At 62.1% G+C, this 13,527-nt stretch carries 9 protein-coding genes; 5 read left to right on the plus strand and 4 right to left on the minus strand.

From position 1 onward, the window contains the following. Positions 1-9: 9 nt before the first annotated feature. On the minus strand, positions 10-1,680 hold the full coding sequence (locus tag AB1462_RS04470; protein ID WP_259194429.1) for a PleD family two-component system response regulator: 1,671 nt from the start codon (positions 1,678-1,680) through the stop codon (positions 10-12). A 298-nt stretch (positions 1,681-1,978) separates the two neighbouring features. On the opposite strand from AB1462_RS04470, the gene AB1462_RS04475 reads away from it, so the two are divergent. The 4 genes from AB1462_RS04475 to speA all read left to right on the plus strand — a co-directional run bounded on the left by AB1462_RS04475 (position 1,979) and on the right by speA (position 6,197). After that, positions 1,979-3,046 carry a DUF2333 family protein gene (locus AB1462_RS04475; protein ID WP_090400797.1) on the plus strand — a complete coding sequence of 356 codons (1,068 nt, stop codon included), beginning with the start codon at positions 1,979-1,981 and terminating at the stop codon, positions 3,044-3,046. A 2-nt stretch (positions 3,047-3,048) separates the two neighbouring features. After that, the gene (locus tag AB1462_RS04480) at positions 3,049-3,585 is read left to right on the plus strand and encodes an NUDIX hydrolase (protein ID WP_090400796.1); all 537 of its coding nucleotides are present in this window, start codon (positions 3,049-3,051) and stop codon (positions 3,583-3,585) included. A 182-nt stretch (positions 3,586-3,767) separates the two neighbouring features. Continuing rightward, positions 3,768-4,139 carry a translation initiation factor Sui1 gene (locus tag AB1462_RS04485; protein WP_017849660.1) on the plus strand — a complete coding sequence of 124 codons (372 nt, stop codon included), beginning with the start codon at positions 3,768-3,770 and terminating at the stop codon, positions 4,137-4,139. 144 nt (positions 4,140-4,283) lie between these two features. Then, complete coding sequence (speA, locus tag AB1462_RS04490) at positions 4,284-6,197, plus strand: arginine decarboxylase (protein WP_259194428.1); 1,914 nt, start codon at positions 4,284-4,286, stop codon at positions 6,195-6,197. Positions 6,198-6,231: 34 nt separating this feature from the next. Here the strand turns inward: speA and AB1462_RS04495 are convergent, their stop codons facing one another. Continuing rightward, complete coding sequence (locus tag AB1462_RS04495) at positions 6,232-6,543, minus strand: hypothetical protein (RefSeq protein ID WP_367246249.1); 312 nt, start codon at positions 6,541-6,543, stop codon at positions 6,232-6,234. 95 nt (positions 6,544-6,638) lie between these two features. Continuing rightward, positions 6,639-7,988: an MATE family efflux transporter gene (locus AB1462_RS04500; protein WP_367246250.1), complete on the minus strand. Its 1,350-nt coding sequence runs from the start codon at positions 7,986-7,988 to the stop codon at positions 6,639-6,641. A gap of 190 nt (positions 7,989-8,178) precedes the next feature. Between AB1462_RS04500 and AB1462_RS04505 the strand changes: the two genes are divergently transcribed. Beyond that, positions 8,179-13,074 (plus strand): alpha-2-macroglobulin, encoded by a 4,896-nt coding sequence (locus AB1462_RS04505; RefSeq protein ID WP_367246251.1) that lies wholly within the window; start codon positions 8,179-8,181, stop codon positions 13,072-13,074. A gap of 138 nt (positions 13,075-13,212) precedes the next feature. Here the strand turns inward: AB1462_RS04505 and AB1462_RS04510 are convergent, their stop codons facing one another. Further along, positions 13,213-13,503: a hypothetical protein gene (locus tag AB1462_RS04510; RefSeq protein WP_065940946.1), complete on the minus strand. Its 291-nt coding sequence runs from the start codon at positions 13,501-13,503 to the stop codon at positions 13,213-13,215. Between the last annotated feature and the right edge of the window lie 24 nt (positions 13,504-13,527).

Raw genomic sequence — 13,527 nt, forward strand, 5'->3', positions numbered from 1 at the left:
GCGTTTTCATTACAGGGTTATGACGGAATCACTGGATTCTGATGAAAAGATGGCACTTTGCTTTGATGTGCGCGCAGCTTGCACGCGGTTGCGCCCGGCATGCTTTGCGCGGTAAAGCGCCTCGTCGGCTTGGGCGGCCATCATCAGGCTGTCGGAACCGTCACCCAGCTCAACCAGCCCGGCGCTGAAGGTGCACCACAAGTCCTGAGGCTGCGCCGGATAGTGAATTTCGGCAAAGCGTCCACGAATCTCATCCAGCACCTTGCAGGCCGACTCCAGGTCGGTGTCAGGCATCACAATCGCGAACTCTTCACCGCCATAGCGGCCGATGTAGTCGGTCTTGCGCAGGCGTTGCTTGAGAAACAGCGCCAGGCTCTTGATCACACGGTCGCCCATGGGGTGGCCGTGGCTGTCATTGACCCGCTTGAAGTGGTCGATGTCGAGCATGGCAAAGCTCAATGGTTTGTTCTCGCGGCGCGCGCGGAAGCTGCAGTCTTCGAGCAATTGCAGGATATGGGTGTGGTTGTACAGCCCGGTCAGGCTGTCGCGCACCATCCGCGCCTTGAGGTTGCGCGCACGGGCAGCGCGGTTGCGTACCGTGGTGATCAGGTGGCGCGGCTTGATCGGCTTGGTGAGGAAGTCGTCGCCGCCTTCGCTCATGGCGTCCAGCTGTTTGTCCAAGTCGTCTTCGGCCGACAGGTAGATGATCGGCACGCTGACGTAACGGTCATTGTGGCGAATCACCTTGGCCAGCTCGGTGCCGGTACAGGCCGGCATGTACATGTCGAGGATGATCAGGTCGGGCTGGAAGTCTGCCAGCTCGGCCATGGCCTGGATCGGCTCGATCAAGGTCCGAGTGACGATGCCGGCGCTGTTGAGCAACCGCTCGGTGTGCAGCGCCTGGGCCCGCGAGTCATCAATGATCAGCACTTTGTACGGTTCGTACTGGGCAACGCAGGTCAGTACTTCGATCTTTTCCAGCAGGCTGGAGGCTTCCAGCGTGCCGGTGAGGAATTCCTGGCCCCCGGCGCGTACGGCGGCCAGGCGGGTGGGCGTGTCGGTTTCGTGCAGGCTGAAAAATAACAGCGGCAGCTTATGCTCCAGGCCTTCCTGGGCTTCGGCGGCGAGCTTGAGGCCCAGGCCGGCGCCACAGAAATCCACGTCCATTACAATGACGGAGGGCAGGCGCTCGCTCATCGCGGCGCGAAACGCTGCCACGCTGTCAAGGGACTGGGCGCTCATGCCAAAAAATTCCAGCTGCTTGGCCAGGCGCTCGGCGCGGTCGTGATCGGCCAGCATCACGTAGATCGGCTTGCGCATCGGCGGCAGGAAGGTTTGTTCCAGCTGGTCGCCCTGGCGCAGGCCGGTGCGGGACAGGCGCTGCATCAAGCGGTTGAGTTCGGTGATCAACTGGCTGCTCAAGCGGCCGCGGTTTTCATCCACCGCCCTGAGTGACTCGCCGATGTGCCGCGCCAGTTGGCCATGCTCGGGCTGTTCGAAGCGCTCGGCGAAGCGCTGCAGGCGCAGGTTGGCTTCGCTGAGTTCGGAGAGGTCGGCGCCTGACCATTCGCTGCGTTGCAGGCGCTGCCAGATCTCAAGAATTTGACGTGCCTGATGAATTACCCGCTGGGCAAAATGCTGCTTGAGACGCTCACGGCTGGGGTCTTCTGGCTCGGTCATATCCTGACTACTAGTGAGGGTGGATGCTGAGGTCGAACTGATGGCTCTATGCTAGCACCTCTTTTCAGTGGGATGAGTGTCATATGTCAATTAACTGCGTGTCACTGATATTCAGTTGATGACCTGGTGGTCGCGCAGCTTAAACAGCGTGCATCCTTTATAGTCGAACGCTTCCCCTACGCCGTTTGGTGAAAAGCCCCGCATGGGCGGGCACGATGGGGTAGGGTTGTGGTCGGAGTGTTTGAACGCACGCCCTCAATTCAAGTGCATGAACTCAAGTGATTGAAAGGATATCGCCATGCTGGACTGGAAAAACCGTGCGGGCAGTGCCAAAGGCCCCGCCCCTGAGCCCAAGTCGGCCAACCGCAGCTATTTTCGTACCCTGCTGATGAGCCGCGCCGTGCTCAGCGTGCTCGGCCTGTATCTATTGGTCACCGGCGCCCTGGGTTGGTACTGGAGCGAAGAGCCGGCGCTGTTCCCGGTCCAGCAAAACGCGCAAATCGCGGCCGAGAAGGAAGGCAAGCAGATGGTGGTGGGCTATACCACCGTCGAAACCCTCAAGACCGTGGTCGGCACGTTGCTGAACAAGCCCGGTGGCTATATTTCCAACGACCGTTTCCCGCCGGGCCTGTGGATGGACAACATGCCCAGCTGGGAGTACGGCGTGCTGGTGCAGGTGCGCGACCTGACCCGCGCCCTGCGTAAAGACTTCGCCCGCTCCCAGTCGCAGTCGGCCGAAGACGCTGATCTGGCCAAGGCCGAGCCGCGTTTCAATTTCGACAATAAGAGCTGGGTGCTGCCGTCCAGTGAGTCGGAATACCAGGAAGGCATCAACTCCTTGAGCCGCTATGAAGCGCGCCTGTCCGACCCGAATCAGCGTGGCGCCTTGTTTTATGCCCGCGCCGACAACCTGAACAACTGGCTGGGCGATGTTGCCACCCGCCTGGGTTCGCTGTCGCAACGCCTGTCGGCCAGCGTAGGCCGGGTCAAATTGAACACCGCACTGAAAACCGAGGCCCTGGCGCCGGGTGAAGTGCCGCAGGTCGACGAAGAAGTGGTGGAAACCCCATGGATGCAGATCGATAACGTGTTCTACGAAGCCCGCGGCCAGGCCTGGGCGCTGTCCCACCTGCTGCGCGCCATCGAAGTGGACTTTGCCGACGTGCTGGCCAAGAAAAACGCCACCGTCAGCGTGCGCCAGATCATTCGTGAGCTGGAGGCTTCGCAAGAGCCGGTATGGAGCCCGATGATCCTCAACGGCAGCGGCTTTGGCGTGCTGGCTAACCATTCGCTGGTAATGGCCAACTACATTTCCCGGGCCAACGCGGCGGTGATCGATTTGCGTCAACTGCTCAACCAGGGTTGATGATGGACGCGACTCAAAAGGAGGCTGCGCACCGCGTAGCCTCCGATGCCGAACTGATCTGCTGGGTCGACGAGCGGGACAACCTGCTCGGCCACCTCGTCAGGTCCGACCTGCGCCAGCGCGGCCTGATCGGTCGTTGCACGTTTATCTTCCTGTTCAATTCCAAGGGTGAGCTGTGCGTGCATCGGCGCACCCTGAGCAAGGCCCTGTACCCGGGTTTCTGGGATACGGCGGCGGGCGGGATGGTCGCGGCGGGCGAGTCCTACGCGGTGTCGGCGGCCCGCGAGCTGGAAGAGGAACTGGGTGTTGGTGGGGTGGAATTGATCGAACATGACCATTTCTACTTCGAAGATGGCAACAGCCGGCTCTGGTGCAAGTCCTACTCGGCGACCTGGGACGGACCCCTGCGCCTGCAGCCTGAAGAAGTCATGGAAGCGCGCTTTTTACCTGTCGAAACTGTCCTGCAGGAGGCGCAGCAAAAGCCTTACTGCCCGGACGCCCAAGAGGGCCTGCGGCGTTATCTGGCCTCACGTCGCTAAAGTTGCATAAATTGGCGCCATTTGGCTCTTAGCAAGTAAGCTTTTTGCCGTTACACTGCGCGACTTTTCACCCGAACCGCCTTGGCGGGTCGGTAGCGCTGCCCCTGCCTGAGTGGGGCTTCGCGGTCGGTGACCTCCTTTGCGGGTGCCGATCAGTCTTTGTCCTCCCAAGAGGATTGCCGGTGGCCAAAAAAGCCGCATCCTTCGCCGCCCTCGGCGGCCTGGTATTTTCCACCGACGCAGGTCGACACTGCCCGGACTGTCGTCAGCCCGTGGATGCGTGTACCTGCAAACAAACCCTGATTCCCGAAGGCGACGGTATTGCCCGCGTGCGTCGCGAAAGCAAAGGCCGTGGCGGCAAGACGGTGACCACCATCACCGGCGTGCCCTTGGCTGAAGACGCGCTCAAAGAACTGGCCACCACGCTGAAAAAGCGCTGTGGCACCGGTGGCGCGTTGAAAGACGGCGTCATCGAGATCCAGGGTGATCACGTCGAACTGCTGTTGGCCGAGCTGATCAAGCTCGGTTACAAGGCCAAGAAGTCCGGCGGCTGAAAGCCTCTTCCCAACCTGTGTCTAAACTCTGTCCTGCGAGTGAGGTCTGACCTTGCTTACAGGCAAATCGTCATTTTCATTCTTTAGACTGCGCCAGCCTCGAACGAGAGGCGGCGCCTTCGCCTTCATTTATAGGGGACTTCGATGTCCGTACGACGCACACGCAAAGACGATGGCAGCCAATGGACAGTTGCGGACAGCCGCAGTGTTTACGGGATCCGCCATTGGGGGGCCGGGTATTTCGCGATCAATGACGCCGGTCGCGTTGAAGTCCGTCCGAACGGCCCGAACAGCACGCCTGTCGACCTCTATGAGCAAGTCGACCAGTTGCGCAAGAGCGGCCTGTCGTTGCCGTTGCTGGTGCGCTTCCCAGACATTCTGCAAGACCGGGTACGCCAACTGACCGGTGCCTTCGACGCCAACATCGAGCGCCTGGAATACCAGAGCAAGTACACCGCGCTGTACCCGATCAAGGTGAACCAGCAGGAGGCGGTGATCGAGAACATCATCGCCACCCAGAACGTGTCCATCGGCCTCGAAGCCGGCTCCAAGCCTGAGCTGCTGGCTGTGCTGGCCCTGGCGCCGAAGGGCGGCACCATTGTCTGCAACGGTTATAAAGACCGCGAGTTCATCCGCCTGGCGCTGATGGGCCAAAAGCTCGGCCACAACGTATTTATCGTGATCGAGAAAGAATCCGAAGTTGAACTGGTGATCGAAGAGGCTGCCAGCCTCAAGGTCAAGCCACAGGTTGGCCTGCGCGTGCGTTTGTCGTCCCTGGCGTCGAGCAAGTGGGCGGACACCGGTGGCGAGAAGTCCAAGTTCGGTTTGTCGGCGGCGCAACTGCTGTCGGTGGTCGAGCGCTTCCGCGCGGCCGGCCTGGACCAGGGCATCCGCCTGCTGCACTTCCACATGGGCTCGCAGATCGCCAACCTGGCCGACTACCAGCACGGGTTCAAGGAAGCCATTCGTTACTACGGCGAACTGCGCAACCTCGGCCTGCCGGTAGACCACATCGACGTGGGCGGCGGCCTGGGCGTGGACTACGACGGGACTCACTCGCGTAACGCCAGCTCGATCAACTACGACATGGATGACTACGCCGGCGTGGTCGTGGGTATGCTCAAGGAATTCTGCGACGCGCAGAGCCTGCCGCACCCGAACATCTTCTCCGAAAGCGGCCGCTCCCTGACCGCCCACCACGCCATGCTGGTGGTGCAGGTGACTGACGTCGAGAAACACAACGACGAAATCCCGGTCATCGACAACAAGGAAAACCTGCCGGAAACCGTGCAATGGCTGGTGGACCTGCTCGGCCCGACCGACATCGAAATGGTCACCGAAACCTACTGGCGCGCGACCCACTACATGAGCGACGTGGCCACCCAGTACGCCGACGGCAAATTGACCCTGGCCGAAAAAGCCCTGGCTGAACAGTGCTACTTCGCCGTGTGCCGCCGCCTGCATAACTCGCTCAAAGCCCGTCAGCGCTCGCACCGCCAGGTGCTGGACGAGCTCAACGACAAGCTGGCCGACAAGTACATCTGCAACTTCTCGGTGTTCCAGAGCCTGCCGGATACCTGGGCCATCGGCCAGGTACTGCCGATCCTGCCGCTGCACCGCCTCGACGAAGAGCCGCTGCGCCGCGCCGTGCTGCAAGACCTGACCTGCGACTCCGACGGCAAGATCAAGCAATACGTCGACGAGCAGAGCATCGAGACCAGCTTGCCGGTCCACGCCTTGAACGACGGTGAAGACTACCTGCTGGGTATCTTCCTGGTCGGCGCTTACCAGGAAATCCTCGGCGACATGCACAACCTGTTCGGTGACACCGACTCGGTGAACATCTACCAGCGCGAAGACGGTTCGGTGTACAGCGCCGGTATCGAGACCCACGACACCATCGAAGACATGCTGCGCTATGTGCACTTGTCGCCGGAGGAGTTGATGACCCACTACCGTGACAAGTGTGCCAGTGCGAAGATCAGTGCCAGCGAGCGGACGCAGTTTCTGGATGCATTGCGCCTGGGGCTGACGCGGTCTTCCTACCTGTCTTCCTGACACTGGTTGAACGACGCGCAGGGCTTACTGCGGGTCAGTGCGCTACCAAGCACAGATTGACCGAGCATTGACCTGGGTTGAACTCAAGGGCAACCCGGTCAATCTTGTCAGCATTGCCGCTGGTACGCGCCAGCGTGACACTTCTGCTGCTGATGGGCAGTTCAATCTGCGCGTTTGGAGCGAGGGGATGAAATTCGGTCCCTTGGATCACCGTCAGGTTGGACTGGCTGCTGTTTGTGACCCGCAATGTGCCCGCGACCGTGGTCGGCCCTTGCCCATTGGTGCATCCGGCGATGGTTGCCAGTGTGCAAGCGGCGGTGACCCACAGCGTTTTTTTGATGTTCATATCCGACTCTCCTTGAATGTAGGGAATGGGGTTTACCCACGGCCATTCAACGCCTGGAGTGCCGCTTTGTAACCTGTCAGAACTAACAGGTAGATTCAGTGAGCGCTGGGGCCGAACCATTCACCCCGCTGCTTGAGCTGCCAAGCGATGACTCCCAGGGTCAGGCTGCGCAGCGCCATGAACAGCAGGAAGGTTATCCACAGTCCGTGATTGCCCTGGCCCTGCAATGCCCAGGCGACGGGCAGTGTTAGCAGCAGCGTCAGCAGCATCCCGTTGCGCATCTCCCGCGCCCGCGTTGCGCCGATAAACAGCCCATCCAACAAATAGCTCCACACCGCAATCAATGGCAGTACCGCCAGGTACGGCAAGTAGATGTCGGCGGTTTCGCGCACGTTGGGGATGTCGGTTTGCATGGCGATAAACAGGTGGCCGGCGAGGGTGAACAGCAGGGCAAAGCCGACGCTGGCGATCAGTGACCAGCCGCCAGCAACCACCAGTGAGCGCCGCAACGATTGGCGATCACGAGCGCCGATGGCATGGCCGCACAGGGCTTCCACCGCGTGGGCCAAACCGTCCAGGGCATGGGCGGTGAGCAGCAGGCCGTTGAGCAGCAGCGCGTTGGCAGCCACGGTGGCATCGCCCAGGCGTGCGCCTTGCACCGTGATCATGAAAAACACCGACTGCAACGCCAGGCTGCGGATAAAAATGTCGCGGTTTACCGCCAGCAACGGGCGCCAGCTTTCCCAGCGCTTCAAGGCGGCCCAGGCGATATGGCCGGGGTAGGCGCGCAGGGCTTTTTGCGTGAGGGCCAGGCCGAGCAAGGCGCCGGTCCACTCGGCGGTCACCGACGCACGGGCGGAGCCGACCACTCCCCAGTCCAGCCCGAGCACGAACCACAGGTTGAGGGCAATATTCACCAGGTTGGTGGTTAGCAGAATTGCCAGCGGCGCGCGGGCGTTTTGCGTGCCGAGGAACCAGCCCACCAGCGCGTAACTGGCCAGCGCGGCAGGCAGGCCGAACAGGCGGGTGTGGAAGAACTCGCGGGTCAGTTGGTTAAGCTCGGGGGAGGGCTGCATCCACTCCAGGGCCAAATGGCTCAGCGGAATGCCGACGGTGCCCAGCAACATCGCCAACCCCAGCGCCAGCAACAGGCCTTGCAGCAGGATTTGTCGGAGTGCCGCGCCATCATTGCGCCCGGCGGCTTGGGCCGCGAAGCCCGTGGAACCCATGCGCAGGAAGCCCATGGCCCAGGCGAGAAAGGTATAGAGGCTGGCGCCGACGGCCACGGCGCCCAGTTGGTGGGCATGGGGCAGGTGGCCGATGACCATGCTGTCGACCAGTGCGACCAACGGCACGGAGATGTTCGAAAGAATCATCGGCGCAGCCAACGCCCATACACGGCGATGAGTAGGGCGGTCGCGCCAGTCGGTCAGTAAGGTGGACATGCAGGCTCCTTGGGGGAGGGGCATTGTAACTGGCCCCCAACCATGGCGCAGAGCCAATGTGGGAGGGGCTTGGCATGAGCTGATTAAGAACCAAACCACCCTCCGTCGGTCAATGTGACCAGCGCCACATCGGCTTCGCCGACGCTGATATATAGTTCACCCCTCGGTTCCCTCTGACTACGAGTGCCCCATGCTTAACAAAGGACTGTTCCTGGCCTGTGCGCTGGCCCTGCTGAGCGCCTGCGATTCTTCCGATAAACCGGCTGCACCATCTGCGCCCACTGTGGCGGCAGCGCCGAAACCGGCCAAGGCGGCGGTGGATGTGGCGGCGTTGAAGCAGCGTTATGCCGGGCGTGAGTTGAGTGTGGTGGACGTGTCCGAGGTGCAGTTGGACGGGGCCAGCACCTTGTCGGTGAGTTTTTCCATTCCGTTGGATCCGGAGCAGAAGTTTGCCGACAAACTCCATCTGGTCGACAGCAAGTCCGGCAAGGTCGATGGCGCCTGGGAGCTGTCCGATAACCTGATGGAACTGCGCCTGCGCCACCTGGAGCCCCAGCGCAAACTGGTGCTGACGGTGGATGCCGGGGTGAAGGCGGTCAACGACAACACGCTCGCCGCCGAGTACATTGCGCGCCTGGAAACCCGCGACCTGCAAGCCACCGTCGGCTTCGCCAGCCGTGGCACGCTGTTGCCGACGCGCCTGGCCGAAGGCCTGCCGGTGATCGCGCTGAACGTCGACAAGATCGACGTTGAATTCTTCCGGATCAAGCCCGAATCCCTGCCGTCGTTCCTGGCGCAGTGGGGGCGCAACACCAGCCTGCAAAGTTATGAATCCCGTGAATTGCTGCCGCTGGCCGACCTGGTCTACGGCGGCCGTTTCGACCTGAATCCGGCGCGCAATACCCGCGAGACGCTGTTACTGCCGATCGCCGGCCTCAAGCAATTGCAGCAGCCGGGCGTGTACCTGGCGGTGATGCGCGCTTCGGGCACCTACAACTATTCGCAACCGGCCACGCTGTTTACCTTGAGCGATATCGGCCTTTCGGTGCACCGCTACGCCAATCGCCTGGATGTGTTTACCCAGGCGCTGGAAGGTGGCAAGGCCTTGGATGGTGTCGACCTGGAAGTGCTTGACGCCGACGGCCGCGTGCTGGGCCAGGGCAAGACCGAGAAGGGCGGTCACGCAGAGTTGCCGCTGCCGAAAAAGGCCCAGGTGCTGCTGGCCAAACAGGGCGAGCAGACCAGTATGCTACGCCTGGACAGCGCCGCGCTGGATCTGGCGGAGTTCGACATTGGCGGCCAACCTTCGCACCCCCTGCAGTTCTTTGTGTTCGGCCCGCGCGACCTGTATCGCCCCGGCGAAACCGTGCTGCTCAACGCCCTGCTGCGCGACAAGGACGGCAACGCCGTCAAGCCGCAACCGGTGAGCGTCGAAGTGCGTCGCCCGGATGAACAGGTGAGCCGCAAGTTTGTATGGGATGCCGATGCCTCGGGCCTCTACCAATATCAACTGCAACTGGCCGGCGAAGCCCCGACCGGGCGCTGGCAGTTGGTGTTCGACCTGGGCGATGGCAAGCCGCAGCTGTATGAGTTCCTCGTCGAAGACTTCCTGCCCGAGCGCCTGGCGCTGGAACTCAAGGGCAGCGACACGGCATTGAGCCCGGCGGATAACCCGGTGATTAAGGTCAATGGTCGCTACCTCTATGGTGCGCCGGCGTCGGGCAACCGCGTCAGCGGGCAAGTCTATGTGCGACCGTTGCGCGAAGCGGTCAAGGGGCTGCCGGGCTATCAATTCGGCTCCGTCACCGAAGAAGAGCTGAGCCAGGATTTCGAGCTGGACGAAAGTGTGCTCGACGCCAAGGGCCAGGAAGAACTGACCCTGGAAAGCAAATGGGCCGACGCGAAATCCCCTCTGCAACTGATCGTGCAGGCCAGTCTGCAAGAGTCCGGCGGGCGGCCGATCACCCGGCGGCTGGTGCAGCCGATCTGGCCGGCCGAGCAACTGCCGGGCCTGCGTGGGCTGTTTGACGGCAAGGAAACCAACGGTGATGGCCCGGCGGAGTTTGAAGTGCTGGTGGCCAACCAGGACGGGCAGAAACTCGCTGCGCCAAACCTCAAGGTCCGCCTGGTGCGCGAGCGCCGTGACTACTACTGGAACTACTCGGACAGCGATGGCTGGAGCTATCACTACAACGAGAAATTCCTCAACCTCGACGAACAGACCCTGAACATCAAGGCTGGCGATACCGCCAAGGTCAGCTTCCAGGTGGAGTGGGGCCCGTACCGCGTCGAGGTCGAAGACCCGCAGACCGGCCTGGTCAGCAGCCTGCGTTTCTGGGCCGGCTACCAGGCCCAGGACAACACCGAAGGCGGCGCCGTGCGGCCCGATCAGGTCAAGCTGGCGCTGGATAAGCCCGCGTACGGCGACGGCGATACCGCTAACGTCACGGTTACGCCGCCGGCTGCCGGTAAAGGCTACCTGCTGGTGGAATCCGCCGAAGGGCCGCTGTGGTGGCAGGAAATCGACGTGCCGGCCGAGGGCAAGAGTTTTGCCGTGAAGCTCGACCCGAAATGGTCGCGCCATGACCTCTACGTCAGCGCCCTGGTGATTCGCCCAGGCGAGCGCAAAGCCAATATCACCCCTAAACGCGCGGTAGGCCTGCTGCATCTGCCGCTGGATCGCACCCAGCGCAAGCTTGGCGTGACCCTCACCGCGCCGGAAAAAATGCGCCCCAAACAACCGCTGACGGTGAAGATTGCCGCCAAAAATGCCGATGGCAGCGTACCGAAACAGGTGCATGTACTGGTGGCGGCGGTGGACGTGGGCATCCTCAATATCACCGAGTATCCGACACCGGATCCGTACTCCAGCCTGTTCGGCCGCAAGGCTTACGGCGTTGACCAGTTCGACATCTACGGCCAATTGATCGAGGCCGGGCAGGGCCGCCTGGCCAGCCTGGCCTTTGGGGGTGACGCCGCGCTGGCCAAGGGCGGCAAGCGCCCGGACACCAGTGTGACTATCGTCGCCCTGCAAAGCGCGCCGGTGACCTTGAATGAGCAGGGCGAGGGTGAAGTCAGCGTCAACATCCCCGACTTCAACGGCGAGCTGCGCCTGATGGCCCAGGCCTGGAGCGATGACCGCTACGGCATGGCCGAAGGCAAGACCGTGATCGCCGCCCCGCTGATCGCCGAGCTGTCGGCGCCGCGCTTCCTCGCCGGCGGTGACCAGACGACGCTGGCCCTGGACCTGTCCAACCTGTCGGGCAAGGCGCAGAAACTCGATGTGCAACTGAGTGCCGAAGGGCAGTTGGAGTTGGTCAACAGCGGCGCTCAAACCGTCGAACTCAAGCAAGGCCAGCGCACCACCCTGCGTATCCCGGTGAAAGCCTGGGGTGGGTTGGGTCAAGGCAAGGTGAAAGTCACGGTCAATGGCCTGGACCTGCCTGGTGAGAACCTGCCGCCGTTCAGCCGCGAATGGACCCTGGGTGTGCGTCCGGCCTACCCGGCGCTGCTCAAGCATTACCGCGCGGTGCTCAAGAGCGAGCCGTGGAGCCTGCCAGTCGGCACACTTGATCAGTTCGATGCCTCCGGGCGTGAAGCGCTGGTGAGCCTGTCGAGCCGGCCGCCGTTGAACCTGGGCGCGCAGATCTCGGCGCTCAAGGCCTACCCTTATGGGTGCCTGGAGCAGACCGCCAGTGGTTTGTACCCGTCGCTGTACGCCGACGATGCGTTGCTCAAGCGCCTGAGCATCAAGGGCGAGCCGGATGCCGAGCGCAAACGCAAGATCGAGCTGGGCATCGAGCGCCTGCTGGGCATGCAACGCTACAACGGCAGCTTCGGTTTGTGGGGCGCGGATGGCGAAGAGGAATATTGGCTGACGGCCTATGTCACCGACTTCCTGTTGCGTGCCCGTGACCAGGGCTTCGCGGTACCGCCCGAAGCGTTGAAGAAAGCCAGCGAGCGCCTGCTGCGTTATGTGCAGGAACGCAACCTGATCGAAGTCGACTACAGCGACAACGCCGACCACACGCGCTTTGCCGTGCAGGCCTACGCCGGCATGGTATTGGCGCGCAGCCAACAGGCGCCGTTGGGCGCGTTGCGCAGTATCTTCGAGCGACGCAGCGACGCGCGCTCCGGGTTGCCGTTGGTGCAACTGGCCATCGCCCTGCAGAAGATGGGTGACCAGCCGCGCGCGGATCAAGCCTTGCTGGCCGGCCTGGCGGCGCAACGCAGCGCCAAGGAATGGTTGGCCGACTACGGCAGCCCGCTGCGCGACCAGGCGATGATCCTGGCATTGCTGGAAGAGAATGACTTGGCCAAGGGCAAGCGTGAGGAGCGTTTGTTTACCCTGTCGGACCAATTGGCGGCCAGCCCGTATCTGTCGACCCAGGAGCGCAATTCGCTGTTCCTGGCCGGGCGCCTGGGGTTCGCCCAGCCCGAGTCGGCCTGGAAGGTGTTGCTCAATGGCAGCGGCGGGGCGCATGAGCTGAACAATCAACAGTCGACGCTGGCCTTGGAAGGCAAGCTGCTTGCTGGCGATCTGAGCCTGACCAATCAGGGCGAGGTGCCGGTCTACCAGCAACTGACGATCTCGGGTTATCCACAGGTGCCACCGGCACCGGGTGGCGACAACCTGAGCATCCGTCGTGAATACCTGGGCATGAATGGCCAGCCGCTGAACCTGCGCAACCTCAATAGCGGCGACCTGGTGCTGGTGCACCTGGCGGTGAGCGCCAGGCAGCGCGTGCCGGACGCCCTGGTGGTGGACCTGTTGCCTGCGGGCCTGGAGCTGGAAAACCAGAACCTGGCCCAGAGTGCTGCCAGCCTGGAAAACGCCAGCAGCCAGGTGAAAGAGTGGCGCGAGTCGATGCAGAACGCGTCGCTCAAGCATCAGGAGTTCAGGGATGACCGATATGTGGCGGCGATGAACCTGGATGGCGAGGGCACCACGCACTTGCTGTACCTGGCGCGCGCAGTGACACCGGGCACTTACCGCGTGCCGCCGCCGCAGGTGGAGTCGATGTACCGGCCGAACTGGCAGGCGGTGGGGGAGACGCCGGCGGACCTGGTGATCAAGGGGCGCTGATTTCTGAACTTGGAATTGGAGCTAATGTGGGAGGGGGCTTGCTCCCGATAGCGGTGGGTCAGTTGCCAGATGCATTGACTGAAACACTGCTATCGGGAGCAAGCCCCCTCCCACAGGGTATTGATGACATTCTCAGGCTTAGTGGACGACCCAACTGAGCAGCCACAAGCCAAGCATCAGCCAGATCACCCCGATGATGATCGAGGCGCGCATGAAGGCGCGTACCGCCGAATACAGAAACAGCAGGCCGACGATCAGGGTGATGATGCTGATGATCGAGGTGTCCATGCCCAGTGCTCGGGACATGCCACCGACAAAGTCGCCGCCAGCGTTGGAGAGCATATTGAACAGCCCGCTGAAGAACTCGACGATGTAGTGGATGATCAGACCGAGTGTGTGACCCAACCATCCGAAAAAGTCTACTTGCATAGGTGTGTCTCGATGAAAGAGTGG

Origin of the sequence: Pseudomonas sp. SB113 (genome assembly GCF_040754745.1) — a bacterium.
Taxonomy (GTDB): domain Bacteria; phylum Pseudomonadota; class Gammaproteobacteria; order Pseudomonadales; family Pseudomonadaceae; genus Aquipseudomonas; species Aquipseudomonas grimontii.

Coding starts and splice junctions, on each gene's coding strand:
- AB1462_RS04470 (WP_259194429.1), bottom strand. CDS start 1,680: ATGACCGAGCCAGAAGACCCCAGCCGTGAGCGTCTCAAGCAGCATTTT.
- AB1462_RS04480 (WP_090400796.1), top strand. CDS start 3,049: ATGGACGCGACTCAAAAGGAGGCTGCGCACCGCGTAGCCTCCGATGCC.
- AB1462_RS04505 (WP_367246251.1), top strand. CDS start 8,179: ATGCTTAACAAAGGACTGTTCCTGGCCTGTGCGCTGGCCCTGCTGAGC.
- AB1462_RS04495 (WP_367246249.1), bottom strand. CDS start 6,543: ATGAACATCAAAAAAACGCTGTGGGTCACCGCCGCTTGCACACTGGCA.
- AB1462_RS04475 (WP_090400797.1), top strand. CDS start 1,979: ATGCTGGACTGGAAAAACCGTGCGGGCAGTGCCAAAGGCCCCGCCCCT.
- AB1462_RS04500 (WP_367246250.1), bottom strand. CDS start 7,988: ATGTCCACCTTACTGACCGACTGGCGCGACCGCCCTACTCATCGCCGT.
- AB1462_RS04510 (WP_065940946.1), bottom strand. CDS start 13,503: ATGCAAGTAGACTTTTTCGGATGGTTGGGTCACACACTCGGTCTGATC.
- speA (WP_259194428.1), top strand. CDS start 4,284: ATGTCCGTACGACGCACACGCAAAGACGATGGCAGCCAATGGACAGTT.